The following is a 26,675-nucleotide window of genomic DNA, read 5'->3' on the forward strand; positions in this document are numbered from 1 at the left end:
GGATCGGTGGCGGACATCGACGAGGCACGCAAGCACTTCGAGCGGATCGACACGGACGGCGACGGCTTCATCACCGCTGCCGAGTTCAAGACGGCCCTGGCTCAGCAGGGCGACTGGAACGTCACGGAGTCGGTGGCCGAGGCGATCATCAAGAGCCGCGACCTCAACGGCGACAAGGTCCTCTCCTTCGACGAGTTCTGGTCCTACCTGAACAATTGAATCCTCGCCTCCCTGAAGGGAGGTGATTCCTGGCTCAGGCTGCCTCCTGGAGCTGCGCTCCAGGAGGTCTTCTGCCATCGGCACCAGCCGGGTTGAGACCAGCCCGGACGAGCATGACGCGTGCGGAGTTCTTGTCCCGCGGGGACACGGCTCCGCATGCGGTGCAGGTGTAGGTGCGCTCACCCAGCGGCTGGGGGTCCCCCCACGCCCTTGAGGCAGTGGGGGAGCGATGCTTGGCTCTCGCATCGCAGTTGGCGCAGTCCATCGTGGTGTGCGCGGGGTGGACCAGATGCACGCGGCGTGCGTGCTTGCGGCCCATCTCGGTCAGAGCGGCCTTGGTGGCGCCGATGGCGGCGTCAGCGGCCTTGCGGGCCAGGGTGGTCTTGGCGAGGAACTTCGGGCGGAAGTCCTCGACCGCGATGGCGTCGTGGTCGCGGACCACTTTCTTGGCCCACTTGCGGCCGGTGTCCTCACGCTGTCTCGCGACCTTCTTGTGGGCCTTCGCCCGCAGCTTCCTGGCCTCGCGGTAGCCCTTCGACGCCGCTTGTCCCTTCTTCGGCTTTCGGCGGGCCATCATCCGGTCGTACCGGGTCAGTTTCGCCTGGGCCTTCTTGCCGTGCTCGGCGTGTGGCAGGTCGTGTGCGTCGGACGTGGTGGTCGCGGTCTCCTTCACCCCCCAGTCGACACCGAGTACACGACCGGTCTGGGGCAGGGGCTGGACCTGGGCAGGGACGACGAAGGAGGCGTACCAGTGTCCGAGGCTGTCCTGGTACACGCGCACCGAGGACGGCTCACCTGGCAGGTCCCGCGACCACACCACGGTCAGGACGATGCCGCCCGCCAGGTGGAGCCGGCCGTCCTTCAGCCGGAACCCGCGCCGGGTGTAGTTGAGGGTCGGCAGTGCCTCGCGTCTGGTCTTCCACTTCGGCATCCCCGCCCGGCGCGCCATGGGCAGGCGCTCGCGGATGTCCTTGTGGGCCTTGGCGCGGGAGCGGCCGAAGTCGCGGATGACCTGCTGCTGGGGAACCGATGAGCCCTCACGCAGCCATGGCGTACGAGCCCGGGTCTCGGTCAGCATCCTGTCGAGCTGCGCCGGTCCGCACGTGGTCTTCTGGCCGGTGGCCTTGTTGTGCAGGTGGACGGCCCTGGACTTGGCGACGCACTCGTTCCAGATCCAACGGCACCGGCCCCACTCCGCCGCCAGCGCGGTACGCGCAGTGGACGACACACGTACTCGGTAGGTGTAGCGGGCATGCCCGGCCTCCTCCGTAGCCGCTCCCACCTGCGCCATCCCGCCCCTTCACAGTCCCCGGCCGGGACACTCTGTGCCGTCCCGGACCCCGCGAAGGACCATACGTACGACAGCCGCACATACGAACCCCGATCCCACCGCCACCACCCTGACCGGCTATCACAGGCACACGCGTTCGCATCACCTCGCCGGTGCCGACAGCGGTACGGGCGCTCCGCGCCCTGAACCGGATGCGGCGACGCTCCGCGTCGCGACACCCGGATGCGCTTCCTCCCCGTCGTGAACGCCGGGGCCTCCTCGCAAGGACCAGGTGAACCGAGCGGAAAGGGGGGCACCCGAGGGTCCCCCCTTCCTCATGTCCGGCGCGCCACGCGGACGTGCCAGCGGCCGTCGTGCCGCTCGAGGTCCAGCGGCCAGGACGCGGGGGTCGCGGCGGAGGTCCTGCACAAGGAGTTGGAGGATCTGTTCGGAGGCCAGGACGCCCTTCGGCAGGGGGGGACCGGGAGAGTCCCGGGGTGCCCGGAATAGCTCTCGGGCAGAGAGGGTTGACGCACTACAGACGTATGCGTGTGCATCGATCCGGAAGGGCTTGTCATGAAGATCGGCATCATCGGCGCGGGCAACATCGGCGGCAACCTCACCCGGCGGCTCACCACCCTCGGCCACGACGTCTCCGTGGCCAACTCCCGTGGCCCGCACACGCTCACCGAGCTGGCCGCGGAGACGGGTGCGACCCCCGTCCCGGTCGCGGAGGCGGCGCGAGGCGCGGACGTCGTCGTCGTCACGATCCCCTTGAAGGCGGTGCCGGACCTGGCGTCCGGCCTGTTCGACGAGGCGGCGGACGGGGTCGCCGTGATCGACACCGGCAACTACTACCCGCAACGCGACGGCAGGATCGCGGAGATCGAGGACGAGGGGCTCACCGAGAGCCGCTGGACCGCGCGGCGCCTCGGCCACACCGTCGTCAAGGCCTTCAACGGCACCTACGCCCAGGACATCCTGGACCGACCGCGCCCGGCCGGCGCCCCGGACCGTCTGGCACTGCCGGTGGCCGGCGACGACCAGGAGGCGAAGAGCAGGGTGCGGGCCCTGATCGACGAGCTGGGCTTCGACACGGTCGACGCGGGCACCCTCGACGACTCCTGGCGCCAGCAGCCCGGCACCCCGGTGTACGGACTGCGGGAGGGTGTCGACGGCGTCACGAAGGCGCTCGCGGAGGCGAGCCCGGAGCGAGGGCCGGAGTGGCGCTTCTAGGGCCGTGGCCGGAAAGGTTCACGAGCCGGTGAACCATTCCGGCCACGGCACCAGGTCCTGCCTTCCGGCGGAACCGGCCCGTTGAGAGGGCTGGATCCGCTCAGGCGTCCGCGGCCCACTCCCGCAGCGCGGCCTTGCTCGCGAAGTTCGCCACGTTCTTGTCCAGCGGATCGTCGGTGTACTGGTGGAAGCGCCAGTTCGCCTTGATGCGGGGCTTGCCCGCCGTGACGTAGTCGGCGATCCAGAGACCGTCTCCCGCGTACGAGGTCGTATCGACGTTCAGCCAGAAGTGCCGGTTCGTGTATAGGACAACCCGGTTGTTCGGCCGCAGCGCCCGCACCTTGCGGATGAAACTGTCCTTCTCCGCGTTGCTCGCGTGCGTGCCCTCGCCCGTCGTCTCCCAGTCGACGGCGAGGATGTCGCCCGCCTTCTCGGGGGCGTGCGAGACGAAGTACTCCGCCTGGGCCGTGAGGTTGCCCGGCCACAGGAAGTGGTAGAAGCCGACGACCAGACCGGCGTCACGACCGTGCTTCGCCTGCGCGGCGAGTTTCGGGTTGACGTACGAACGGCCCTCGGTCGCCTTGATGAAGGCGAAGGAGAGGCCGTCGGTGCCGTAGGACGAGGACTGGTACGCGCTGACGTCGATGCCACGCAGCATGGTGCTCCCGGAGTGCCTGTGGGGGTCAGGAGTCGGTCGGTGACCGCCGCCCCACCCTGGCACGGGCGATCACCGCCCCACGCGGAAACGTCGACCTGCGGCATTTGTCGAACGTCTCTACGCCGACGGGCGTCAGCACTCGATGATGTTCACCGCGAGCCCGCCCCGCGCCGTCTCCTTGTACTTCACGCTCATGTCGGCGCCGGTGTCCTTCATCGTCTTGATGACCTTGTCGAGGGACACCTTGTGGGAGCCGTCGCCGCGCATCGCCATCCGGGCGGCCGTGACCGCCTTCGCCGCGGCCATGCCGTTGCGTTCGATGCACGGGATCTGGACCAGGCCGCCGACCGGGTCGCAGGTCAGGCCCAGGTTGTGTTCCATGCCGATCTCGGCGGCGTTCTCGACCTGTTCCGGAGATCCGCCGAGCACCTCCGCGAGCGCGCCCGCGGCCATCGAGCAGGCCGAGCCGACCTCGCCCTGGCAGCCGACCTCGGCGCCGGAGATGGACGCGTTCTCCTTGAAGAGCATGCCGATCGCGCCCGCCGCCAGCAGGAAACGGACCACCCCGTCCTCGTCGGCGCCCGGCACGAAGTTGATGTAGTAGTGCAGGACGGCGGGGATGATCCCCGCGGCTCCGTTGGTGGGCGCGGTCACCACCCGGCCGCCCGCCGCGTTCTCCTCGTTCACCGCCATCGCGTACAGCGTGATCCACTCCATGGCGCGAGCCAACGGATCGCCCTCCGCGCGCAGTTGGCGTGCGGAGACGGCCGCGCGGCGGCGGACCTTCAGGCCGCCCGGCAGGATGCCCTCGCGAGACATGCCGCGCGACACGCACGCCTGCATCACCCGCCAGATCTCCAGCAGTCCCTCGTGGATCTCCTCCTCGGTGCGCCAGGCCCGCTCGTTCTCCAACATCAGCGCGGAGATCGACAGACCCGTCTCCCTGGTCAGGCGCAGCAGCTCGTCGCCCGTACGGAAGGGGTACTTGAGCACCGTGTCGTCCAGCTTGATGCGGTCCGCGCCCACCGCGTCCTCGTCCACCACGAAGCCGCCGCCGACCGAGTAGTACGTCTTCGACAGCAGCTGAGAGCCCGCCGCGTCGTACGCCCAGAGCGTCATGCCGTTCGCGTGGTGGGGGAGGGTCTTGCGGCGGTGCAGGACCATGTCGTCGTCGTAGGAGAAGGCGATCTCGTGCTCGCCCAGCAGGCGCAGGCGGCCCGTCTCCCTGATCCGTGTCACCCGGTCGTCCGCCGACTCCACGTCCACCGTGCGCGGCGAGTCGCCCTCCAGGCCGAGCAGTACCGCCTTGGGCGTGCCGTGGCCGTGCCCGGTCGCGCCCAGGGAGCCGTACAACTCGGTGCGCACGGAGGCGACCGTCTCCATGAGTCCCTCGTTGCGCACCCGGGCGGCGAACATGCGCGCCGCGCGCATCGGGCCGACCGTGTGGGAACTGGACGGGCCGATTCCGATCGAGAACAGGTCGAAGACCGATATGGCCACGGTGACTCCTTGGTACGGGGTGGTGCGGGGTGCCGCACACGCCTCTCAGTGTGCGCGGCACCCGGGGAAGGGAACTACTTGCTCAGACCGGGATACAGCGGGTGCTTGTCGGCGAGGGCTTCGACCCTGGCCTTCAGCGCTGCCATGGCGTCCCCCTCGAAGGGGGCGGGCGCCTTCAGGGTCTCCGCGATGACGTCCGCGACCTCGGCGAAGTCCTCGGCGGTGAAGCCGCGGGTGGCGAGGGCGGGCGTACCGATCCGCAGGCCCGAGGTGACCATCGGCGGACGCGGGTCGTCGGGGACGGCGTTGCGGTTGACCGTGATGCCGACCTCGTGGAGCCGGTCCTCGGCCTGCCGGCCGTCGAGCTCGGACTCGCGCAGGTCGACCAGGATCAGATGCACGTCGGTGCCGCCGGACAGCACGTTCACGCCGGCCTCGCGGGCGTCCGGCGCGGTGAGGCGCTCGGCGAGGATCCGCGCGCCGTCCACCGTACGGCGCTGGCGCTCCTTGAAGTCCTCGCTCGCGGCGACCTTGAACGAGACCGCCTTGGCCGCGATCACGTGCTCCAGGGGACCGCCCTGGAAGCCCGGGAAGACGGACGAGTTCAGCTTCTTCGCGAAGTCCTTCTTGGCGAGGATGATGCCGCCGCGCGGGCCGCCCAGCGTCTTGTGGGTGGTGGAGGTGACGACGTCCGCGTACGCAACCGGGTTGGGGTGCAGACCGGCCGCGACCAGACCCGCGAAGTGCGCCATGTCCACCCACAGGTGGGCCTCGACCTCGTCGGCGATCCGGCGGAACTCGGCGAAGTCCAGCTGCCGCGGGTACGCCGACCAGCCCGCGATGATCACCTTCGGCCGGTGCTCCTTGGCGAGCCGCTCCAGCTCGGCCATGTCGACCAGGCCGGTCTTCGCGTCCACGTGGTAGGCGACCACGTCGAACTGCTTGCCGGAGAAGTTCAGCCGCATCCCGTGGGTCAGGTGGCCGCCGTGCGCCAGATCCAGACCGAGGATGGTGTCACCGGGCTGGGCGAGCGCGAACAGGGCCGCCTGGTTGGCGGACGCGCCCGAATGGGGCTGCACGTTGGCGTACTCGGCGCCGAACAGGTCCTTGACCCGGTCGATCGCGATCTGCTCGGTCACGTCGACGTGCTCGCAGCCGCCGTAGTAACGGCGGCCCGGGTAGCCCTCGGCGTACTTGTTGGTCAGGACGGAGCCCTGCGCCTCCAGCACCGCGAGGGGCGCGAAGTTCTCGGAGGCGATCATCTCCAGGGTGGACTGCTGGCGGACCAGCTCGGCGTCGACCGCGGCGGAGACCTCGGGGTCGAGCTCGTGCAGGGGCGTGTTCAGAACGGACATCAGGTGCAGGACTCCTCAGCCGGCGGAAAAGGCGGTGTACTCGTCGGCGGAGAGCAGGTCGGCCGGCTCCTCGGCCACGCGGACCTTGAACAGCCAGCCGCCCTCGAAGGGGGCGGAGTTCACCAGCGACGGGTCGTCGACCACGTCCTCGTTGACCTCGGTGACCTCACCGGACACCGGGGAGTACAGGTCGCTGACCGACTTGGTGGACTCCAGTTCGCCGCAGGTCTCGCCCGCGGTCACACCGGCACCGACCTCCGGGAGCTGGACGAAGACGACGTCACCGAGCGCGTTGGCCGCGTGCTCCGTGATGCCGACCGTCGAGACGCCGTTCTCGGCGCCCGACAGCCACTCGTGCTCCTTGCTGTAGCGCAGCTGCTGGGGATTGCTCATGGCCTGAATTCTCCTGTACGCGGGGGAGTGCTGGTGAATGAGGGACTGCTGGAAACGTACGTGAGCAGCGGAAAGTGCGCAGGGTCACGCACGCCGACTGCCCGCCGCCGTCACTTCTGACGCTTGTAGAACGGCAGCGCCACGACCTCGTACGGCTCGTGACTGCCCCGGATGTCCACACCGACACCGGGTGTGCCCGGCGCCGCGTGCGCCCCGTCGACGTACGCCATCGCGATCGGCCTGCCCAGCGTGGGCGAGGGCGCGCCCGAGGTGACCTCGCCGATCACCCGGCCGTCCGCGACGACCGGGTACCCCGCACGCGGCACCCGGCGGCCCTCGGCGACGAGGCCGACGAGAACCCGCGGCGGGTTGTGCTCCGAACGGGCGGCGGCCTCCCGGAGGGCCTCGCGGCCCACGAAGTCGCCCTCCTTCTCGAACTTCACCACCCGGCCGAGACCGGCGTCGAAGGGGGTCAACGCGGTGGAGAGCTCGTGCCCGTACAGCGGCATGCCCGCCTCCAGGCGCAGGGTGTCCCGGCAGGACAGGCCGCACGGGACCAGGCCGACACCCTCGCCGGCCTCGGTCAGCGCCTGCCACAGCCGCACGGCGTGCTCCGGCTTCACGAACAGCTCGAAGCCGTCCTCGCCGGTGTACCCGGTGCGGGCGATGAGCGCGGGCACGCCGGCCGCGGTGCCCGGCAGACCGGCGTAGTACTTCAGGCCGTCGAGGTCGGCGTCGGTGAGGGACTTCAGGACACCCGCGGACTGGGGGCCCTGTACGGCGATCAGCGCGTAGGCGTCCCGGTCGTCGCGCACCTGGACGTCGAAACCGGCGGCCCGCTCGGTCAACGCGTCCAGCACCACCTGGGCGTTGGAGGCGTTGGCGACGACCATGTAGTGCGCGGACCCGGCCTCCGCCTCGTCGAGCCGGTACACGATCAGGTCGTCCAGGATGCCGCCGTCGGCCCGGCAGATCATGGTGTAGCGGGCGCGGCCGACGCCGACGGAGGCGATGTTGCCGACCAGCGCGTGGTTCAGGAACGCGGCCGCCTGCGGGCCGGTCACCGTGATCTCGCCCATGTGCGAGAGGTCGAACAGACCGGCCCGGGTGCGCACGGCCTGGTGTTCGTCGCGTTCGGAGCCGTAGCGAAGGGGCATGTCCCAGCCGGCGAAGTCGGTCATCGTCGCGCCGAGCGAACGATGCAGGGCGTCGAGCGCGGTGTGACGGGGTGCGGTACTGCTCATCGGACGGTCGTCTCCCGAGGCGATGGGGGACCTCCCGCGCGAGCTCATGTCGAGCGTGAGGGAGGGCGAGGTCGTTCCTCCCCATCTGTCATCGGAACCTGAGAGGTTCGTCAGGACCACGCGAAGCGGTGATCACGACTTGCACCTTGGGTGGGGCCACTGTCGCAGCGGCCCGCTTTTCAGATGTGCCTCGCCCGCGCGGTACGGGGCCTGAGAGATTCAAGGGAGGGACTTGCTCCTTCGGCGCCCGGGCATCCGTACGACACACGTACGACCCGGAACTCTCCCGCGCGGATTCAAGCGGCCGGTATGCAGTTGGCGCCGACATCATTGCACGCATCGGTCGAGTACGGCAGGGCGGCATCTGTAACCGGCTTGTGGCAGGACGAGCACGAAAACACGAGACACCGCGCATTACCTTCTCTTTACACTCGACGGGCAGGGAAGTCGTGACCACCCCAGGGGAGGACGATCACGGTGAACAGGACCACGGCGTACGCGACCACCTCGGCTCTCGCGCTGCCCGAGCAGACGACGGTCCCGGCACCTCAGGCGTGCGGCCCGCTCGGCGCACCCGTCGTCCGCGACCTCCGTGAGCGCGGCGGCCGCAGCCCGCACGCCCTGCTCTTCGGCCCCCGGGACCTGGTCGCGATCACCGGCCTGCCCGGCAGCGGCAAGTCCACCCTGATGCGCCGCACGGTCAACGGGCTGCGCATCGACTCCCAGGACGCCCGCGACCGCTGGGCGACGCGGATGCCCCGCTTCCTGCCGTACGCGGTCTACCGCCCCCTGGTCCGCCTCGCGCACTACGCCGGTCTGCGCCGCGCCCTGCGCTCCGGCAAAGGGGTCGTGGTGCACGACTGCGGTACGCAGGCCTGGGTGCGCGGCTGGCTGGCCCGCGAGGCCCGTCGCCGGGGTGGCACCCTGCACCTGCTGCTGCTCGACGTCACGCCGGACACCGCCCTCGCCGGGCAGCGCGAGCGCGGCCGCGGTGTCTCGCGGTACGCGTTCCTGCGTCACCGGGGCGCCGCCTCCCGCCTGATCGGCTCCGTGGCGAACGGCGACCTGCCCGCGGGCTGCGGCTCGGCGGTGCTGGTCGACCGGGACGCGGCGAACGTGCTGCGACGGATCGGGTTCACGGGCTGAGCCGGACCGGTTCGGTGGCCGGACCGGCCGCCCGTCTCTCATGGGCGCTCCGTACCCGATAGCCTTTTCAGCTACAGCAGGCGGTACCAGGCAGGCGGTAGGCAGGCAGATGGACTTCCCGGCGGACTTCCCCGCTGACTTCCCGGGTTTCCCGGCACAGGCGCACCCTCATCCGCACGGCGGATGGCCCGGCAACGAGCTGGAGGAGGTGCTGTCCGCCTCCCTCGGCGTGCCCGGGGCGGGCGGGCGGATCATCGAGGTGCTCGGCCGCAGCTTCCTCTGGGTGCCGCTGCCCAACGGCGGCGGACCGCACAGCGGCCCCCTGGACCTGCCCACGCTGGAGATCGAGGGCCAGGCCTACGTCCCGGTGTTCAGCTCCGAGGAACAGTTCCGCCAGGTGGTCGGCTCGCACCTGTCGTACACCATCGCCCCCGCGGTCGAGTTCGCCCGCGGTCTGCCGCCCCAGGTCGGCCTCGCGGTGAACCCGGACGGCACGGTCGGTGTCCCGTTGCCGCCGGCCGCCGTCGCCGAACTGTGCCGGGTCGGCCGGACCCCGCTGGACGGTCCCGCCGCCGGCGGCCGGGTCCGCCTGTTCGAGCCGGACTGGCAGGACGACCCGGTCGACTTCCTCGCGGCGGCCTCGTCCGAGTTCGCCGCCACGGGCGTGGTGCTCACCGCCCGCCGCTGCCTCGCCGTCATCGAGACGGCCGAGCCGGTCATGTTCGTGGGCGTGGAACTGTCCCAGTGGGAGGGCGACTTGCGGGCCCTGCCGATGGAGGCCCTGGCCCGTGCCCTGGGCACCGTCCCCGTCCGGTGGCCGGTCAACCTGGTGCTCCTGGACGTGACGGACGACCCGGTGGGCCACTGGATGAGGCAGAGTGTGCGGCCCTTCTACCAACAGGGCTACTGAAACAGCGACAGGGCTACTGAAACAGCTCAACGGCTGAACCCGGCGGAGCGCCTAAGCTGGGTCCCTATTCAGGCCACATCACGAAGGGTCGGTAAAAGGTGAGCGCCAGCGGCACCGCGGCCGGGCAGGTCGAGCACATGCTGCGCCAGGTGACGCCCGGGCGTTACGACGCCTACGAGGCGCTCCTTCGCGCGCTCGCCACCCCGTCCTCCGGACAGGTCTGGATGCTGCTGTGGCACGGCCAGGCCGGTTCCCCCGACGCCCAGTACGGGAACATGCAGGTCGAGGGGTACGGCTACGCCCCATGCGTCACCTCCGCCCAGGAGTTGTCGGCCAGCGGCTGGAACAGATCGTACGAAGTGATCGACGGCCTCGACGTGGCCCGCACCCTCTACCCCGACCACTACGGCCTCTGGCTCAACCCGCACGCCCCCGGCGGCGGCGTCGGCATCCCCTGGCTCGACCTGCGCCGCATCGCCACCGGCCTGGACCGCCAGCCCGCCGGGCCCCTCAGGCTGTCCGAACCCGGCATCGAGATCCCGCAGTTCTACGCCCTGATCGCGCAGAACGCCCACCGCACCCCGGCGGTGCGCGCCCTGCGCCGCGCCTGGGTGCAGCCCGCGCTCGGGGCGCCCTATCTCGCCGTCGGCCTCGACGTGTACGACACCAGTCCGCCGGCCGTCGACTCGGTGCGCGCGATGATGCAGCAGTCCATCGGTGTCGTCCCGGACGGGCTGCCGGTCTCCACCGTGGCCATGTCCGACGAGTACGACCCGGTCGCCCTGTGGATGCGGGCCAACGCCCGCCCCTTCTACGACCGGGAGGCGCACGCCGCCCCTGCCCCCGCCCAGGCCCCGGCGGCCGGTTACGGCTATCCGCAGGCGGGTGGCCGGTACTGACCGGTTCGGGCGGCGGCTCACCCTCGTGACATGAGTCACTTCGAGGTTATTGATCTTCTTTTGGCTCTAGGTGTCGATCCATGCGCGTAGATTGGCGTCTGTTGACCTCAATGCTGCCCGTTTCGCCCCGGTGTCCCAACTTCCACACGTCCGACAGCTGTTACCCACTGTTCGGATAACGGAATCGCTGGTGCAGCATCACGGTTGCGCATCCATTCACCGCCAAGGCTGGCACCTGATCGCCGAGGCGTTGAAGACTCCCCGTCCAAGGGGGGTTGCCCCTTTGTGTTCGATTGAAGATGACGCCGCTACAGCGGCAAGTGCGGGCCGGTCACCGCCGGTTGAGAGGGGTCCCTGCCATGACGGCGCCATTGCACGACACCGCTGCGGAAGCGGCGCCGGCCGCTCCAGCCGACCCCGCGGACTCAGGCGCCAAGAAGGTCGAAGGCCGGTCCCTGAAGCAGATCGCCTGGCACCGCCTGAAGCAGGACAAGGTTGCTCTGGCCGGCGGAATCACCGTGCTGGTCCTGGTGTTGGTCGCCGTGTTCGCCCCGCTGATCGTCTCGCTGCTCGGCCACCCGCCGAACGAGTTCCACCAGGAGGAACTCGATCCGCTGACCAACTTGCCGCAGGGCACCTGGGGCGGCGTCAGTGGTGACTACCTGTTCGGTGTCGAGCCCAACAAGGGCCGTGACGTGTTCAGTCGCATCGTCTACGGCGCGCGCATCTCGCTCCTGGTGGCCTTCCTGGCCGCGGTCGTCGCGGTGGTCCTCGGCACGCTCTTCGGGATCGTCGCCGGTTACTTCGGCGGCTGGGTCGACGCGCTGATCAGCCGTGTCATGGACGTGCTGCTCTCCTTCCCGCAGCTTCTCTTCATCATCTCCCTGGTCTCGGTCCTCCCGGACGACCTGCTGGGACTGACCGGTTCGGGCGTGCGCATCGCCGTCCTGGTCGCGGTCATCGGCTTCTTCGGCTGGCCCTACGTCGGCCGTATCGTCCGGGGCCAGACGCTGAGCCTCCGTGAGCGCGAGTACATCGAGGCCGCGCGCAGCCTGGGCGGTGGCAGGCGGTACATCCTCTTCCGGGAGCTGCTGCCCAACCTGTTCGCGCCGATCATGGTCTACGCGACGCTGATGATTCCGACCAACATCCTGACGGAGGCGGCGCTCAGCTTCCTCGGTGCGGGTGTGCGGCCGCCGACGGCGTCGTGGGGCGGCATGCTGCGCGACGCCCTGCAGACCTACGAGCACGACCCGATGTTCATGGTCTTCCCCGGTGCGACGATCTTCATCACCGTCCTGGCCTTCAACCTCTTCGGCGACGGCCTGCGGGACGCTCTGGATCCCAAGGGGACCCGCTGACGCACGACTTGCCCCTGCCGCACCGTCAGGTGGCTCTTCCCATGGTTTTCCGGCAAAGGCCCGGAACCGCGAATCTCGGAGGATACGAGAAAATGCCCACAGGTTCCCCGAAGCGGCGGCTCGCTGCTGGCGCAGCCTTCGTTGTCGCGGCGCTGGTGACCACCACGGCGTGCGGCGGCGGAGACAGTGACGACAAAGGCGAGAAGGGCGCCGGCTACAGCGCGGCGCTGAACAAGGTCGTCAACGCGTCCACCAAGAAGGGCGGGACGCTGAAGTTCGTCGGCAAGCAGGACTTCGACTCGCTGGACCCGCAGCGTACGTACTACGGCATGACGTGGGACTTCATGCGGTTCTTCACCCGCACCCTGGTCACGTACGACACCAAGCCGGGCGAGGCGTCGAACAAGCTGGTCGGCGACCTGGCCACCGGTCCCGGCGAGGTCTCGGCCGACGGCAAGACCTACACGTACAAGCTGCGTGACGGCCTCACCTGGGAGGACGGCTCCGCGCTGACCTCCAAGGACATCAAGTACGGCATCGAGCGCATCTGGGCGACCGACACCATCACCGGTGGCCCGGCGTACATCAAGCAGACGCTCGACCCGAAGGGCGAGTACAAGGGCCCCTACAAGGACAAGTCCAAGGACAAGCTGGGCCTGAAGGCGATCGAGACGCCCGACGACAAGACCATCGTCTTCAAACTGCCCAAGCCCAACGGTGACTTCGAACAGTTCCTGGCCATGCCCACCGGTGCCCCGGTGAAGCAGAGCAAGGACACCGGCGCCAAGTACACGCAGCACCCGTTCTCCTCCGGCCCGTACAAGGTCCAGTCGTACAACGCCAACAAGGGCCTCGTGCTGGTGCGCAACACCGCCTGGAAGAAGGCCTCGGACCCGATCCGCCCGGCCCTTCCGGACAAGATCACCGTGACGATCTCCGCCAACCTGGAGGAGAACGACAAGCGGCTGATGGAAGGTGACTACGACGTCGACGTCAACGGCACCGGCATGACCCAGTCCGGCCGGGTCAGCGCCGTCCAGGACCACAAGTCGAACGTGGACAACCTCCAGACCTCCTTCGTCCGTTACGTGGCCCTGGTGCAGACGGCGAAGCCGTTCGACAACGTCGACTGCCGCAAGGCCGTCTTCTACGCCACCGACTTCGCCGGTCTGCAGCAGACCCGCGGTGGCGCGATCGCCGGTGGCGACATCGCCAACTCGGTCTTCCCGAAGACCATCCCGGGCTACAGCGACTACGACCCGTACGGCGTCGTCGCCCGCAAGGGCAAGCCGGACGTGGCCAAGGCCAAGGAGTCGCTGAAGGCGTGCGGCAAGCCGTCCGGCTTCTCCACCAAGCTGACCGCCCGCACCAACCAGCCGGGTGAGGTCGACGCGGCCGAGGCCCTGCAGGAGCAGCTCGGCAAGGTCGGCATCAAGGTCGAGGTCGACCCGATCGACGGCGCCCAGTCCTCCAGCATCACCGGCTCGCCGAAGGTCGTGAAGGAACGCGGCTACGGCATGACGATGAGCGGCTGGGGCCCGGACTTCCCGACCGGCCAGGGCTACGCGCAGCCGCTGTTCGACAGCCGCTTCATCTTCGAGAACGGCAACTACAACGAGTCGCAGATCAAGAACCCGAAGATCGACAAGCTCTTCGACGACGCGATCGCGACCACGGACAAGGCCAAGGCCAAGAGCCTGTACGAGGAGATGAACAAGCAGCTGCTCGACGACGCCGACTGGATGCCGTTCATCTACGAGAAGAACATCTCGTGGCGCGGTCCCCGGCTGACGAACGTCTACTCGTCCGCCGCGTACAACGGCCGCTACGACTACGTGTCCCTGGGTGTCACCAAGTAACCCTCGGCAGACCGAAGCTGATTGATCCCTTGCCGCCCAATCCCGCCAGTCCGAAGGGCAGGTGATGGCTCTGGTGGCGGCCGGGACCTCCCACGAGGAGGCCCCCGGCCGCCGCCGGGCCGCGCACAGTGCTTGCTTATCTCATCCGGCGTCTGGTCGCCGTTGTCATCATGGTGTTGGTCGTACTGCTCGCGACCTTCACCGTCTTCTACATGCTGCCCAAGTGGGCGGGACAGGACGTCGCCGTCCTCTTCGCCGGCAAGGCAACCGGTGCCGAGCAGGTCGAGGGCATCCGGACCAAGCTGGGCCTGGGCGATCCGCTGTTCGTCCAGTTCTGGGACTTCGTCAAGGGCATTCCGCTGGGCCGGACCTACGCCAACGGCAGTGACGTCACGCGCTGCCCGGCCCCCTGCTTCGGCTACTCCTTCGTCACGGAGGAGCCGGTGTGGAACACGCTGAAGGAGGCGCTCCCGGTCACCGCCGCGCTCGCCGCCGGTGCGTGTGTCCTCTGGCTCATCGCTGGTGTCAGCGCCGGCGTCGTCTCCGCGCTCAAGCGGGGTTCCGTCTGGGACCGCGCCGCGATGATCGGTGCCCTCGGCGGCGTCTCCCTGCCGATCTTCTTCACCGGCATGGTGGCGATGGGCATCTTCGTGCACAGTCTCGGCTGGGTGCACATCGAGGACAGCCTCAGTACCGACGACTCCATCGGCGTCTGGTTCGAGTCCCTGCTCCTGCCATGGATCGTGCTGGCCCTGCTGAACGCCGCGATGTACGCCCGTCTCACCCGGGCCACCATGCTCGACGTGCTCGGCGAGGACTACATCCGCACCGCCCGGGCCAAGGGCCTCGGGGAACGCGTGGTCATCACCCGGCACGCGCTGCGGTCCGCGATGACGCCGATCCTGACCGTCTTCGGTCTCGACATCGGCGTCCTGCTCGGTGGCGCCGTGCTGACGGAGTCCACGTTCAACCTCCCCGGCCTCGGTCTCGCCGCGGTCCAGGCCATCAGCAGCAAGGACCTGCCGGTGATCCTCGGGGTGACGCTGTTCGCGGCCCTCGCGATCGCCGTCGCCAACCTCGTCGTGGACCTGCTGTACGCCGTCATCGACCCGCGAGTGAGGCTGGGATGACCGACCTGCACAAGACCGGATCGGCCGTGGGGGAACCCGTGACCGGCCGGCCCGCACCCACCGCCTTCCTCGAAGTGCGTGACCTGAAGGTGCACTTCCCGACCGACGACGGCCTGGTGAAGTCCGTCGACGGGCTCAGCTTCCAGCTGGAGAAGGGCAAGACCCTCGGCATCGTGGGCGAGTCCGGCTCCGGCAAGTCGGTGACCTCGCTCGGCATCATGGGTCTGCACACCGCCGGTCAGTACGGCAAGAAGAAGGCGCAGATCTCCGGTGAGATCTGGCTGGACGGCACCGAACTGCTGAGCAGCGACCCGGACCAGGTGCGCAAGCTGCGCGGCCGCGAGATGGCGATGATCTTCCAGGATCCGCTGTCCTCGCTGCACCCGTACTACACGATCGGCCAGCAGATCGTGGAGGCGTACCGGGTCCACAACGACGTGGACAAGAAGACCGCGAAGCGGCGCGCGGTGGAGATGCTCGACCGTGTCGGCATCCCGCAGCCGGACAAGCGGGTCAACAGCTATCCGCACGAGTTCTCCGGCGGTATGCGCCAGCGCGCGATGATCGCGATGTCGCTGGTCAACAACCCCGAGCTGCTGATCGCGGACGAGCCGACGACCGCCCTGGACGTCACCGTCCAGGCGCAGATCCTCGACCTCATCCGGGACCTGCAGAAGGAGTTCGGCTCCGCGGTCATCGTCATCACCCACGACCTCGGTGTCGTCGCCGAGCTGGCCGACGACATCCTGGTGATGTACGGCGGCCGTTGTGTCGAGCGGGGTCCGGCCGAGGAGGTGTTCTACGAGCCGCGGCACCCGTACACCTGGGGTCTGCTCGGCTCGATGCCGCGCCTTGACCGGGATCAGCAGGAGCGACTCATCCCGGTCAAGGGATCCCCGCCCTCGCTGATCAACATCCCGTCCGGCTGTGCCTTCAACCCGCGCTGCCCGTACGCCGACATCCCCAAGGACAACGTCACCCGCACGGTCCGCCCCGAGCTGACCGAGGTCGGTGGCCGGCACTGGGCCGCCTGCCACATGACGCAGGAGCAGCGGGAGCGTATCTGGATCGAAGAGATTGCGCCGAAGCTGTGAGCGACGAGAAAGCCGAGAAAGTGGCGACGGCGGGGACGATTCCCGCGCAGAGCGATGGCGGGCGGGCCGGCGGTGACGTGCTGCTGAAGGTCACCGGCCTGCAGAAGCACTTCCCGATCAAGAAGGGCCTGCTGCAGCGGCAGGTCGGCGCCGTGCACGCGGTCGACGGCATCGACTTCGAGGTCCGCTCCGGTGAGACCCTCGGGGTCGTGGGCGAGTCCGGCTGCGGCAAGTCCACGATGGGCCGGCTGATCACCCGGCTGCTGGAGCCGACCGGCGGCACGGTCGAGTTCGAGGGCAAGGACATCACCCACCTCGGCGTGGGCGGGATGCGTCCGCTGCGCCGTGACGTGCAGATGATCTTCCAGGACCCGTACTCCTCGCTGAACCCGCGGCACACCATCGGCACCATCGTCGGCGCCCCCTTCAAGCTCCAGGGCGTCTCGCCCGAGGGCGGTGTGAAGAAGGAGGTGCAGCGGCTGCTGTCGGTGGTCGGTCTCAACCCCGAGCACTACAACCGCTACCCGCACGAATTCTCCGGCGGCCAGCGCCAGCGCATCGGCATCGCCCGCGCGCTCGCCCTCAACCCCAAGCTGGTGGTGGCGGACGAGCCGGTCTCCGCGCTGGACGTGTCGATCCAGGCGCAGGTGGTGAACCTGCTGGACGACCTCCAGGAGGAACTCGGGCTGACGTATGTGATCATCGCGCATGACCTGTCGGTCGTCCGGCACGTCTCGGACCGGATCGCGGTGATGTACCTCGGCAAGATCGTCGAACTGGCCGACCGCGACTCGCTGTACAAGGCGCCGATGCACCCGTACACCAAGGCGCTGATGTCGGCCGTGCCGATCCCGGACCCCAGGCGGCGGTCGGCCAAGAGCGAGCGCATCCTGCTCAAGGGCGACGTGCCCTCGCCGATCTCCCCGCCGAGCGGCTGCCGTTTCCACACCCGGTGCTGGAAGGCGACGGAGATCTGCCGGACCACGGAGCCGAAGCTCATCGAGCTGAAGCCCGGCCAGCGCGTGGCCTGTCACCACCCGGAGAACTTCGAGGACCAGGCACCGCAGGAGACGGTCCTGCTCTCCGACGCCAAGGCGGCGGCGGAACTGGTGCCGGACGCGGTGCTGGAGGAGTCGGCGGAGACGTCGGCGGCGGTGGCGGCGGAGGTCGCGGAGCCCGCCGAGCCGACTGAGTCGGCTGAGCCCGCGGAGGTCGGTAAGACCACTGAGGTCGCCGAGGTCGCCGAGCCCGAGGAGGGCGCCGAGCCCGCGGACTCCGACGAGCCCGCCGAGCCCGCGGACTCCGACGAGCCCGCCGAGCCCGCGGACTCCGACGAGCCCGCCGCGCCCGCGGACTCCGACGAGCCCGCCGCGCCCGCGGACTCCGCCGAGCCCGCCGTACCGGCCGCGAAGACCGATGACGCCGCTGAGAGCCGCCAGGAGTCAACTGACAAGTAGCGCATGACAAGTTGGCAAAGTCATGCACATGCCGAAACGGGAGAGTGCAGAGTCCTCCGTGTCCGACTGATCGGCACACGTTCGAAGGGACGACTCATGACGCTCTCCCGTTCGGCACGTCTAGGGGTCCTCGCGACCGCGGCGGCCTCCTTCCTGGTCATCGCCGCCGCCCCCGCGCCCGCCCCAGGCAGCCCCGGCATCGGTGACCCCTACTTCCCCGAACTCGGCAACGGCGGTTTCGACGCCCAGCACTACGCCCTCGACGTCGCGTACGCCCCCGACACCGACCGCCTCGACGGCCGTACGACGATCACCGCCCGCGCCACCCGGAACTTGTCGTCCTTCGACCTGGACCTGCAGAAACTCGAGGTCACCCGCGTCGAGGTGAACGGCAGACGGGCCCAGTTCACCCGCGCCGGCGACGAACTGCGCGTCACTCCGCGCACCTCCCTGCGCAAGGGCCGCACCTTCACGGTCACCGTCACCTACGGCGGTGTCCCCGAGCCCCTCGGCGGCCCCATCGTCTTCGGCTCCGACTACGGCTGGATGAAGACCGACGACGGCGTCTTCGTCGCCTGCGAACCCAACGCGGCCTCCACCTGGTTCCCGTCCAGCGACCACCCCTCCGACAAGGCCACCTACGACATCCGGATCAAGGCCCCCAAGGGCCTGACCGGCGTCTCCAACGGGCGGCTGGTGTCGACGTACGACAAGGGTGGCTCGACGTACACCCACTGGCGCGAGAAGAAGCCGATGGCGACCTACCTCGCGACCGCCACCATCGGGAAGTTCGACGTGCGGACCGGGAAGACCCCCTCCGGCATCCCGATCTACGTGGCCATCGACCCGGTGCTGGAAAACGCCAACTCCGTCGACGTGTACGGCGTGACCGCCGCCGCGACCGACTACTGGGCGAAGGTCTTCGGGCCGTACCCCTTCGAGGAGACCGGCGCGATCGTCGACGACATGCCCCAGGCCGGGTTCTCGCTGGAGGTGCAGTCGAAGCCCGTCTACTCGGCGGTGCGCAACGAGACGACCATCGTGCACGAGCTGGCCCACCAGTGGTTCGGCGACTCCGTCTCGGTGGCGCACTGGAAGGACATCTGGCTCAACGAGGGCTTCGCCACCTACGCCCAGTGGCTGTGGGCCGAGCACCAGGGCACCCGCTCGGCGCACGACTCCTTCCTCGCCGGCTACAACTCCCGGCCCGCCGACAACGCCTTCTGGCAGGTGACGGTCGGTGACCCGCAGCGCGACACGATGTTCGCCTCCGCCGTCTACCAGCGCGGCGCGATGACCCTCCAGGTGCTGCGCGAACGGATCGGCGACGCCGCGTTCTTCAAGCTGCTGCCGACCTGGACGAAGCTGCACCGCTACGGCAACGCCGACACGGACGACTTCATCCGCCTCGCCGAGAAGATCAGCGGCAAGCAGCTGGACGACCTGTTCCAGACCTGGCTGTTCACCAACGGGAAGCCCGCCTTGTAGGCCTCGTGAAGCCTTTGGCCCTTGTATTGCAAGGGGTGCTCGGGGCCTGAGTAACAATATGGGGTGCTTCAGCAACTGTTCAGCCCCTCCGTCCAGCACACGTTGGACGTCGTCGGCATCTTCGTGTTCGCCATATCCGGCGCGCTGCTGGCCGTCCGCAAGAACTTCGACGTCTTCGGCATAGCCGTCCTCGCCGAGGTCACCGCGCTGGGCGGAGGGCTGTTCCGTGACCTGGTCATCGGAGCCGTGCCGCCCGCCGCCTTCACCGACCTCGGCTACTTCACCACCCCGCTGTTCGCCGCCCTCCTGGTCTTCTTCCTGCACCCGCACGTGGAGCGCATCCAGGGCGCGGTCAACGTCTTCGACGCGGCGGGCCTCGGCCTGTTCTGCGTCGCCGGCACCACCAAGGCGTACGAGTACGGCCTGGGCCTCACCTCGTCGGTGGCGCTGGGTCTGGCCACCGCGGTCGGCGGCGGCGTCCTGCGGGACGTACTGGCCAACGAGGTGCCGTCGCTGCTGCGCTGGGACCGCGACCTGTACGCGGTCCCGGCGATCGTGGGCGCCACGATGGTCGCGCTGTGCATCCGGTATTCGGCCCTCACCCCGCTCACCAGCGCGTCCGCCGCCCTCACTGCCTTCGTGCTGCGGCTGCTCGCGATGCGGTTCCACTGGCGAGCTCCGCGTGCCTGGCACCGGCGCTCGACGGTACGAGAGGAGTAGTGCCCTCCGTGGGGCGGCTCTGGCCCATCTCGACGGTCAGCCAGCGGAACGAGGGCACCACCTGGGGCCGCCACAGCGCCATGGTGTGCCCGCCCGCGCTCTTCGGGATGTAGACCACATGCACGGTCGTCGGCGCCTTCGCGCTCTGTTCGAGGGCCACGGCCGCCTCGTAGCCGTCGTGCGGCTGGCCGGACAGGTAGAGCGCGATCCGGGGCGGGGTGCGCGCCTCCCGCAGCTCCAGCAGGGGATCGTTCGCGTGCCGCAGGGCCGGGGTCTGCGCGGTCAGCGAATTGCGTTCGCCGATCGGGTCGTTGTAGCCGGACAGGCTGATCGCGGCGCGGTAGCGGTCGGGGTGGGCGACGGCGAGCTTCGTCGCGCAGTGCGCGCCCGCCGAGTACCCGGCGACCGCCCACCCCTGCGGAGCGCGCTCGGCGCGGAAGTTGTCCATGACCATCTTCGGCACGTCGATACTGAGCCAGCTGTCGGCGTTCACCGTGCCCGTGATGTTGGCGCAGCCGGTGTCCACCCCGGCCAGCAGGTTGGTGCGGGGCGCGACCAGGATGAACGGCGCGACCTGGCCGTCCCGCATCAGCGGCAGCAACTGCTCGTGCACATCGAGGGACGCGAACCAGGCCTTCGCCGAGCCGGGGTAGCCCGGCAGCAACTCCACCACCGGGAACCGGTGATGACGGTAGGAGGGCTCGCGGTACTGCGGCGGCAGCCAGACGTAGACCTCGGCGTTCACGCCCGACACCCGGCCCTTGAGCTGGGTGACCCGCACGCCGCCCGCCGCATGCATCCCGGACCCGCCGGCCGCCTCGAACGTCTGCCGGACCTTGGGCAACCGGTGCAGCGCTATCCCGCCGGTGCCGTCGGCGCCCAGGTCGGCGGCCTGTTGCACGTGGTCGGCGGTGCCGAGCACGTCGCCCCAGTTGTCGTAGAGGTTGTTCTCGTTGTTGACCAGAACGAAGACCAGGACGACCGCCGTGCCCTGGGCGAACAGCAGCATCAGCACCCGAACCGCGGCACGCACGACCCTGGGTCCCCGCAGCCGTGACCACAGCACGAGCGGCAGCACGACCGCGGCGACGGCCAGGGCGATCAGGGTGTAGAGGAAGGAAGTCCCGGTGAGGCTCATGCCCGTACAGACGGGGAAGTCGGGGCCAAGGGTTTACGGACGAGTACGGACACTTACCGAGATATTGCCGAAGCCTCACTTGAGAGCGTCCTGCGCCGCATGTGAAAGCTACCGCTTAGTAATTTGCTGTTGTACCGTTCAGGCATGTCAGAAGCAGCTATCGCGCGCGCCCTCATAGGCGACAGCGAGTTCGACCGTGACACCGCGCTCACCCGGCGCGAGCCCGGGGTCTACGACATCGACCTCTCCGCCGGCTGGACGATCATCAACGCCGTCAACGGCGGCTATCTGCTGGCCGTCGTGGGCCGCGCGCTCGCGCACGCCCTGCCGCACGACGACCCGTTCACGATCTCGGCGCACTACCTGACCGCCTCTCAGCCGGGCCCGGCGGTCGTCCGGACGGACGTCGTCCGCACCGGCCGCACGCTCTCGACCGGCCAGGCCTCCCTCTTCCAGTACGACGACCAGGGCCGCGAGGTCGAACGCATCCGCGTCCTCGCCTCCTACGGCGACCTGGACTCCCTCCCGGACGACGTCCGTACGACCGCCGAGCCGCCCGCGATCCCGCCCGTCGAGCAGTGCTTCGGCCCCGAGGACGGGCCCGCCCCGGTGGACGGCAGCTCGGCCATCGCCGACCGGCTGATGCTCAAGCTCGACCCGTCGACGCTGGGCTGGGCGCTCGGCGCCCCCTCCGGCAAGGGTGAGATGCGGGCCTGGTTCGGGCTCGCCGACGGTCGCGACGCCGACCCCCTCTCGCTGCTGCTCGCGGTCGACGCGCTGCCGCCGACCGCCTTCGAGATCGGCCTGTCCGGCTGGGTGCCCACGGTCGAGCTGACGGTCCACGTCCGCTCCCGTCCGGCCCCGGGCCCGCTGCGGGTGTCGATCACCACGCGCAACCTGGCCGGCGGCTTCCTGGAGGAGGACGCCGAGGTCTGGGACAGCGCGGACCGGCTGGTGGCGCAGTCGCGGCAGCTGGCGAGGGTCAGGCTCGGCTGAGCGGCGCCCCTGGCGCACCCCTTCCGTGGGTGCGATGTTGACCGGAACTGGCCCATGGTTGTCGCACGGGCCCGGACCCGCCCCGGGTCCGGGCCCGCGCCCATGTTCTGGACCCGGCCGTACCCGAACGTGCCGGGGACCCCGGCCCCTGCCCCGTTCAGTCCAGCCAGTGCCGGCGGCCGATGCTGATGAGCCGCATCTGGCGCTGCGCCACCTGCGCCACCCGCTCCCGTTCCTCCTGCGAGGACTCCTGGGCGTCCAGGAACAGGGAGGCTGTGATCAGCATCTGGTCGACATAGAGGTTGGCGAGCATCAGCAGGTCGTCGTCGTCCCAGTCGGCGGACTCGGGGTCCTTGGCCAGCTCGTTCCTCACCTCCTGGCCGAATCTTGACAGTTGGTCCCGTATGGCCTGCCGGACCGGCTGGACCCCGCCACATCGTTCGCGGGCGATGAACCGGACGTGTGCGGGGTACTCGGCCACATGGTCGGCGATCAGCTCGACGGCGCGCTCGATGCGTCGGCCGCTGTCGTCCGCGGTGGACACCGTCGTCCGGATCATCGGATGCAGGCTGCCCAGCGCCTCCTCGACGAGTGCCACACCGAGATCCGCGATGGAGCGGAAGTGCCGGTAGAAGGCGGTCGGTGCGACGCCGACAGCGCGCGTGACCTCGCGCAGCCCGAGGCTGCTCAGGCTCTGTTCCTCCAGCAGGGCCAGTGCGGCGTCCAGGAGGGCCTGGCGGGTCTTCTGCTTCTGGACCTGTCGGATGCCGAGAGTGTGACTCATGCCATGCAGTTAACAACTGTTCTCTGGAATTGGAAAGCCATGAGGCGCGTTAGGCTGGGAAGTCAGTGAACAACTGTAGCCACAATCGTTCACCCAACTGAAACGGGAGGGATCCCCGCCATGCTGTTCCTCGTCGCCGCGCTCCTACTGCTCGGCGTGGTCATGGGTACCGTCGCGCACGCGCCGCTGTCCTTCACCCTCGTGGCCGCCGCCGTCATCGCCGCCTGGCTCGGCATCTTCGCGATCCGCGAGCGCCACGGCCGCCGTCGCGGCACATCCGCGAACTGACGCGAGCTGACGCGACTCACGCGAGCCGGCGCGACTGACGCGAACCGGCCGCTGTCCGCGCGCTCGCCCCGCACGCCCCCCCACGTCCCGCTCGCCCCACTCGTCCTCAAGGAGCTGACCCGTCATGCAACTCACCGCACCGGCCACCGCCACCACCACGCGCCGCACCGGCGCCCGCGACGCCAACGGCATGGCCGTCGCGTCCTTCATCCTCGGCCTTCTCGGGCTGCTGGTCCTCAACCTCTTCCTCGGCCCGATCGCCATCGTGCTGGCGTCGGTGGCCCTGTGGCGCGGCACGACCCGCAAGGGCCGCGCGTACCTGGGGCTGGGACTGGGCGTCGCGGACCTCCTGGTCCTCGTCACCTTCATGCAGATGGACAACACCGTGTCCTGGAGCTTCTGAGGCCGGCCGAGGAGACTGCCCGGCTGCCCCGAGGCCGCCCGCGGGCGCCCCGTAGAATCGTGGCCACCATGGCATACCTCGACCACGCCGCGACCACCCCGATGCTCCCCGAGGCGGTCGAGGCACTCACCGCGCACGTGGGTACCACCGGCAACGCCTCCTCCCTGCACGCGTCCGGCCGTCGCGCACGGCGATCCGTCGAGGAGGCCCGAGAAGCCCTCGCGGAAGCGCTCGGCGCCCGCCCCAGCGAGATCGTGTTCACCTCCGGCGGCACCGAGGCCGACAACCTCGCGGTCAAGGGCCTGTACTGGTCCCGCCGAGACGCCGACCCGGCCCGCACCCGGGTCCTCGCCAGCCCCGTGGAACACCACGCCGTCCTGGACGCCGTCCACTGGCTCGGCGAACACGAGGGCGCCACGATCGAGTACCTCCCGGTCGACCCGCACGGACGGGTCCACCCCGAGGCGCTGCGCGAAGCCATCGCCCGCAACCCCGACGACGTGGCCCTCGCCACCGTCATGTGGGCCAACAACGAGATCGGCACCATCCTGCCGGTCCGTGAACTCGCGGCCACCGCGGCCGAGTTCGGCGTCCCCCTGCACTCCGACGCCGTGCAGGCCTTCGGCCAGACCCCCCTCGACTTCGCCGCCTCCGGCCTCGCCGCGATGACGGTGTCGGGCCACAAGATCGGCGGCCCCTACGGCATCGGCGCCCTGGTCCTCGGCCGCGAGCACACCCCCGTCCCCGTCCTGCACGGCGGCGGGCAGGAGCGGCACGTCCGCTCCGGCACCCTCGACGTGCCGGCGATCGCCTCCTTCGCGGTGGCCGGCCGGCTCGCCGCCGAGCAGCGCGAGTGGTTCGCCCGGGAGATCGGCGCCCTGCGCGACAGCCTGATCGAAGCGGTGCGTACGGCGGTCCCGGACGCGATCCTCGGCGGTGACCCCGTCGACCGCCTCCCGGCCAACGCCCACTTCACCTTCCCGGGCTGCGAGGGCGACTCGCTGCTGCTCCTGCTGGACGCGCAGGGCATCGAGTGCTCCACCGGCTCCGCCTGCACCGCGGGCGTCGCCCAGCCCAGCCACGTCCTCCTCGCCACCGGCACCGATCCCGACCTGGCCCGCGGCACCCTGCGCTTCTCCCTCGGCCACACCTCCACGGAGGCCGACGTGGAAGCGGTCGCCAAGGTGATCGGGCCGGTGGTGGAACGGGCGCGGTCGGCGGGGCTGACCTAGGGGATCGGGGCGAAATCCGGGTCAGGGGCGCCCGCTCACGCCACCGCTGTACGGGCCTGCCGCACGAGCTTCATGTACCGGTCCCAGTCCCAGTGCTTCCCGGGGTCGGTGTGGTCCGTCCCCGGCACCTCCACATGGCCGATGATGTGCCCACGGTCCACGGGTATGTCGTAGCGCGCGCAGATCCGGGCGGTGAGCCGCGCCGAGGCCTCGTACATCTCGTCCGTGAAGTCCTCGGGCCGGTCGACGAATCCCTCGTGCTCGATGCCGACACTGCGTTCGTTGTAGGCGCGGTTGCCCGCGTGGTACGCCACGTCCAGCTCGCGGATCATCTGGGTGACGTGGCCGTCCTTGCGGACGATGTAGTGGGCGGCCGCGCCGTGCCCCGGGTCCTGGAACGCCTTCACCGCGCTGGCGAAGCCGCCCTGGGTGACATGGACGACCACCATGTCTATGCCGTAGTCGTCGGGGCGGTCCGCGCGCCGCCAGTTCGCCTCGGACGCGGCCGCCCACCTCGCGCCCGCGTAGTCGACCTCGCCCTCCGTGCGCGGCTTCTCCACGCCGGGCGCGCGCCACCACAGGCGGGTCAGCTCGTCACGGGCCAGCACGGCCGTGCCCGCCGCGGCCACCGCACCGCCGATCAGCAGGGCACGCCGACCGATGCGCCGGTCGGCGTCCTTCTCGTTGGCTCGTCTCGCCCCCATGTGATCGTGAACGGATACTCGTCAGCCCTGGTTCCCGCGCCCCCGTACCCTGGAGGGGTTATGACTGACACCACGCAGCCCACCCGTCCGCTCCGCGTCCTCGCCGCCATGTCGGGCGGGGTCGACTCCGCCGTCGCCGCCGCCCGCGCGGCCGAGGCCGGGCACGATGTGACCGGCGTCCATCTCGCGCTCTCCGCGAACCCGCAGTCGTTCCGCACGGGCGCGCGTGGCTGTTGCACCATCGAGGACTCCCGTGACGCCCGCCGCGCCGCCGACGTCATCGGCATCCCGTTCTACGTGTGGGACCTCGCCGACCGCTTCCGCGAGGACGTCGTCGAGGACTTCGTCGCCGAGTACGAGGCCGGACGCACCCCCAACCCGTGCCTGCGCTGCAACGAGAAGATCAAGTTCGCCGCGCTGCTCGACAAGGCCCTCGCCCTCGGTTTCGACGCGGTCTGCACCGGCCACTACGCGCAGGTGATCGTGCGCGACGACGGCACCCGCGAACTGCACCGCGCCTCCGACATGGCGAAGGACCAGTCGTACGTCCTCGGCGTCCTGGACGACCGGCAGCTCGCCCACGCGATGTTCCCGCTCGGCGACACCGTCACCACGAAGGACGAGATCCGCGCGGAGGCCGAACGCCGTGGCCTCGCCGTCGCCAAGAAGCCCGACTCGCACGACATCTGCTTCATCGCCGACGGCGACACCCAGGGCTTCCTCGCGGGGCGCCTCGGCAAGGCGGAGGGCGACATCATCGACGAGTCGGGCGCCAGGCTCGGCACGCACGAGGGCGCGTACGGCTACACCATCGGCCAGCGCAAGGGCCTCAGGATCGGCACCCCGGCCCCCGACGGCAAGCCGCGCTACGTCCTCGACATCTCCCCGGTGGACAACACGGTGACGGTGGGCCCGGCGGCCGCGCTGGACGTGACCGGACTGACCGCGATCAAGCCACGCTGGTGCGGGGCCGCACCCGTCGGCCCCGGCACCTACACCGCCCAGCTGCGCGCCCACGGCGGCGAGACGGAGGTGGCGGCGGAACTCGTCGACGGCGAACTCCAGGTGCGCTTCACCGAGCCCGTCCGCGGCGTCGCCCCCGGCCAGGCGATCGTGCTGTACGACGAGACCCGAGTGGTGGGGTCGGCGACCATCTCGACCACGGTGCGGGCGACGGCCGGGGTGCCCTAG

The 26,675-nt window shown here is 69.7% G+C and carries 26 protein-coding genes and 1 riboswitch; of the genes, 17 read left to right on the top strand and 9 right to left on the bottom strand.

Annotated features, from left to right (window positions below):
- Window positions 1-6 precede the first annotated feature (6 nt).
- Window positions 7-219, top strand: a complete 213-nt coding sequence (locus ABZ027_RS23905) for an EF-hand domain-containing protein (RefSeq protein ID WP_356771549.1) — start codon at window positions 7-9, stop codon at window positions 217-219.
- Between the two features lie 34 nt (window positions 220-253).
- On the opposite strand, the gene ABZ027_RS23910 is transcribed toward ABZ027_RS23905, so the two are convergent.
- Entirely contained in the window at window positions 254-1,510 is a 1,257-nt protein-coding gene (locus tag ABZ027_RS23910) for a transposase (RefSeq protein WP_356771551.1), read from the bottom strand.
- Window positions 1,511-2,065: 555 nt separating this feature from the next.
- Between ABZ027_RS23910 and ABZ027_RS23915 the strand changes: the two genes are divergently transcribed.
- Entirely contained in the window at window positions 2,066-2,725 is a 660-nt protein-coding gene (locus tag ABZ027_RS23915; RefSeq protein ID WP_356771553.1) for an NAD(P)-binding domain-containing protein, read from the top strand.
- A 100-nt stretch (window positions 2,726-2,825) separates the two neighbouring features.
- Here ABZ027_RS23915 and ABZ027_RS23920 read toward each other — a convergent pair whose 3' ends face one another.
- From ABZ027_RS23920 to gcvT, 5 genes are all read right to left on the bottom strand, one after another.
- Window positions 2,826-3,383, bottom strand: a complete 558-nt coding sequence (locus tag ABZ027_RS23920) for a glycoside hydrolase family 25 protein (RefSeq protein WP_356771555.1) — start codon at window positions 3,381-3,383, stop codon at window positions 2,826-2,828.
- Window positions 3,384-3,515: 132 nt separating this feature from the next.
- Window positions 3,516-4,883 (bottom strand): L-serine ammonia-lyase, encoded by a 1,368-nt coding sequence (locus ABZ027_RS23925; RefSeq protein ID WP_356771557.1) that lies wholly within the window; start codon window positions 4,881-4,883, stop codon window positions 3,516-3,518.
- 74 nt (window positions 4,884-4,957) lie between these two features.
- Window positions 4,958-6,238, bottom strand: a complete 1,281-nt coding sequence (gene glyA, locus ABZ027_RS23930) for a serine hydroxymethyltransferase (RefSeq protein WP_356771559.1) — start codon at window positions 6,236-6,238, stop codon at window positions 4,958-4,960.
- Between the two features lie 15 nt (window positions 6,239-6,253).
- The gene (gene gcvH, locus ABZ027_RS23935; RefSeq protein ID WP_356771561.1) at window positions 6,254-6,631 is read right to left on the bottom strand and encodes a glycine cleavage system protein GcvH; all 378 of its coding nucleotides are present in this window, start codon (window positions 6,629-6,631) and stop codon (window positions 6,254-6,256) included.
- Between the two features lie 110 nt (window positions 6,632-6,741).
- The gene (gene gcvT, locus ABZ027_RS23940; protein WP_356771563.1) at window positions 6,742-7,875 is read right to left on the bottom strand and encodes a glycine cleavage system aminomethyltransferase GcvT; all 1,134 of its coding nucleotides are present in this window, start codon (window positions 7,873-7,875) and stop codon (window positions 6,742-6,744) included.
- A 189-nt stretch (window positions 7,876-8,064) separates the two neighbouring features.
- Window positions 8,065-8,174, bottom strand: a riboswitch (glycine riboswitch).
- Window positions 8,175-8,352: 178 nt separating this feature from the next.
- Here gcvT and ABZ027_RS23945 point away from each other — a divergent pair.
- The 10 genes from ABZ027_RS23945 (at window position 8,353) to ABZ027_RS23990 (ending at window position 19,939) form a co-directional block, all read left to right on the top strand.
- Window positions 8,353-9,021, top strand: a complete 669-nt coding sequence (locus ABZ027_RS23945) for an AAA family ATPase (protein WP_356771565.1) — start codon at window positions 8,353-8,355, stop codon at window positions 9,019-9,021.
- A gap of 109 nt (window positions 9,022-9,130) precedes the next feature.
- On the top strand, window positions 9,131-9,931 hold the full coding sequence (locus tag ABZ027_RS23950; protein ID WP_356771567.1) for an enhanced serine sensitivity protein SseB: 801 nt from the start codon (window positions 9,131-9,133) through the stop codon (window positions 9,929-9,931).
- 98 nt (window positions 9,932-10,029) lie between these two features.
- A complete protein-coding gene (locus ABZ027_RS23955; protein ID WP_356771569.1) occupies window positions 10,030-10,830 on the top strand; it encodes an enhanced serine sensitivity protein SseB C-terminal domain-containing protein in 801 nt (266 codons plus the stop codon).
- A gap of 359 nt (window positions 10,831-11,189) precedes the next feature.
- Window positions 11,190-12,191 carry an ABC transporter permease gene (locus ABZ027_RS23960; protein ID WP_356771571.1) on the top strand — a complete coding sequence of 334 codons (1,002 nt, stop codon included), beginning with the start codon at window positions 11,190-11,192 and terminating at the stop codon, window positions 12,189-12,191.
- A 92-nt stretch (window positions 12,192-12,283) separates the two neighbouring features.
- The gene (locus ABZ027_RS23965; protein WP_356771573.1) at window positions 12,284-14,050 is read left to right on the top strand and encodes an ABC transporter substrate-binding protein; all 1,767 of its coding nucleotides are present in this window, start codon (window positions 12,284-12,286) and stop codon (window positions 14,048-14,050) included.
- Between the two features lie 128 nt (window positions 14,051-14,178).
- Window positions 14,179-15,180, top strand: a complete 1,002-nt coding sequence (locus ABZ027_RS23970) for an ABC transporter permease (RefSeq protein ID WP_356771575.1) — start codon at window positions 14,179-14,181, stop codon at window positions 15,178-15,180.
- A complete protein-coding gene (locus ABZ027_RS23975; RefSeq protein WP_356771577.1) occupies window positions 15,177-16,274 on the top strand; it encodes an ABC transporter ATP-binding protein in 1,098 nt (365 codons plus the stop codon). Before ABZ027_RS23970 ends, ABZ027_RS23975 begins: the two co-directional genes overlap by 4 nt.
- A gap of 20 nt (window positions 16,275-16,294) precedes the next feature.
- Window positions 16,295-17,731 carry a dipeptide ABC transporter ATP-binding protein gene (locus ABZ027_RS23980; RefSeq protein ID WP_356771659.1) on the top strand — a complete coding sequence of 479 codons (1,437 nt, stop codon included), beginning with the start codon at window positions 16,295-16,297 and terminating at the stop codon, window positions 17,729-17,731.
- A gap of 96 nt (window positions 17,732-17,827) precedes the next feature.
- Window positions 17,828-19,219: a M1 family metallopeptidase gene (locus ABZ027_RS23985; protein WP_356771579.1), complete on the top strand. Its 1,392-nt coding sequence runs from the start codon at window positions 17,828-17,830 to the stop codon at window positions 19,217-19,219.
- Window positions 19,220-19,282: 63 nt separating this feature from the next.
- On the top strand, window positions 19,283-19,939 hold the full coding sequence (locus ABZ027_RS23990) for a trimeric intracellular cation channel family protein (protein WP_356771581.1): 657 nt from the start codon (window positions 19,283-19,285) through the stop codon (window positions 19,937-19,939).
- Here the strand turns inward: ABZ027_RS23990 and ABZ027_RS23995 are convergent.
- Window positions 19,848-21,077: an alpha/beta hydrolase-fold protein gene (locus tag ABZ027_RS23995; protein ID WP_356771583.1), complete on the bottom strand. Its 1,230-nt coding sequence runs from the start codon at window positions 21,075-21,077 to the stop codon at window positions 19,848-19,850. The genes ABZ027_RS23990 and ABZ027_RS23995 overlap by 92 nt on opposite strands.
- Before the next feature lie 144 nt (window positions 21,078-21,221).
- Between ABZ027_RS23995 and ABZ027_RS24000 the strand changes: the two genes are divergently transcribed.
- Window positions 21,222-22,073 carry a thioesterase family protein gene (locus ABZ027_RS24000; RefSeq protein WP_356771585.1) on the top strand — a complete coding sequence of 284 codons (852 nt, stop codon included), beginning with the start codon at window positions 21,222-21,224 and terminating at the stop codon, window positions 22,071-22,073.
- Window positions 22,074-22,230: 157 nt separating this feature from the next.
- Here the strand turns inward: ABZ027_RS24000 and ABZ027_RS24005 are convergent, their stop codons facing one another.
- Window positions 22,231-22,857, bottom strand: coding sequence for a TetR family transcriptional regulator (locus ABZ027_RS24005; RefSeq protein ID WP_356771587.1), 627 nt, complete (start codon window positions 22,855-22,857; stop codon window positions 22,231-22,233).
- 120 nt (window positions 22,858-22,977) lie between these two features.
- Here ABZ027_RS24005 and ABZ027_RS24010 point away from each other — a divergent pair, with 120 nt between their 5' ends.
- From ABZ027_RS24010 to ABZ027_RS24020, 3 genes are all read left to right on the top strand, one after another.
- Entirely contained in the window at window positions 22,978-23,145 is a 168-nt protein-coding gene (locus ABZ027_RS24010; protein WP_356771589.1) for a hypothetical protein, read from the top strand.
- A 124-nt stretch (window positions 23,146-23,269) separates the two neighbouring features.
- Window positions 23,270-23,548: a DUF4190 domain-containing protein gene (locus ABZ027_RS24015; protein WP_356771591.1), complete on the top strand. Its 279-nt coding sequence runs from the start codon at window positions 23,270-23,272 to the stop codon at window positions 23,546-23,548.
- 68 nt (window positions 23,549-23,616) lie between these two features.
- Complete coding sequence (locus tag ABZ027_RS24020; protein WP_356771593.1) at window positions 23,617-24,780, top strand: cysteine desulfurase family protein; 1,164 nt, start codon at window positions 23,617-23,619, stop codon at window positions 24,778-24,780.
- A 35-nt stretch (window positions 24,781-24,815) separates the two neighbouring features.
- Here the strand turns inward: ABZ027_RS24020 and ABZ027_RS24025 are convergent, their stop codons facing one another.
- On the bottom strand, window positions 24,816-25,484 hold the full coding sequence (locus ABZ027_RS24025; RefSeq protein ID WP_356771595.1) for an N-acetylmuramoyl-L-alanine amidase: 669 nt from the start codon (window positions 25,482-25,484) through the stop codon (window positions 24,816-24,818).
- A 60-nt stretch (window positions 25,485-25,544) separates the two neighbouring features.
- Between ABZ027_RS24025 and mnmA the strand changes: the two genes are divergently transcribed.
- Window positions 25,545-26,675 (top strand): tRNA 2-thiouridine(34) synthase MnmA, encoded by a 1,131-nt coding sequence (mnmA, locus tag ABZ027_RS24030; protein ID WP_356771597.1) that lies wholly within the window; start codon window positions 25,545-25,547, stop codon window positions 26,673-26,675.

The organism is Streptomyces sp. NPDC006332 (assembly GCF_040612855.1).
Taxonomy (GTDB): Bacteria; Actinomycetota; Actinomycetes; order Streptomycetales; family Streptomycetaceae; genus Streptomyces.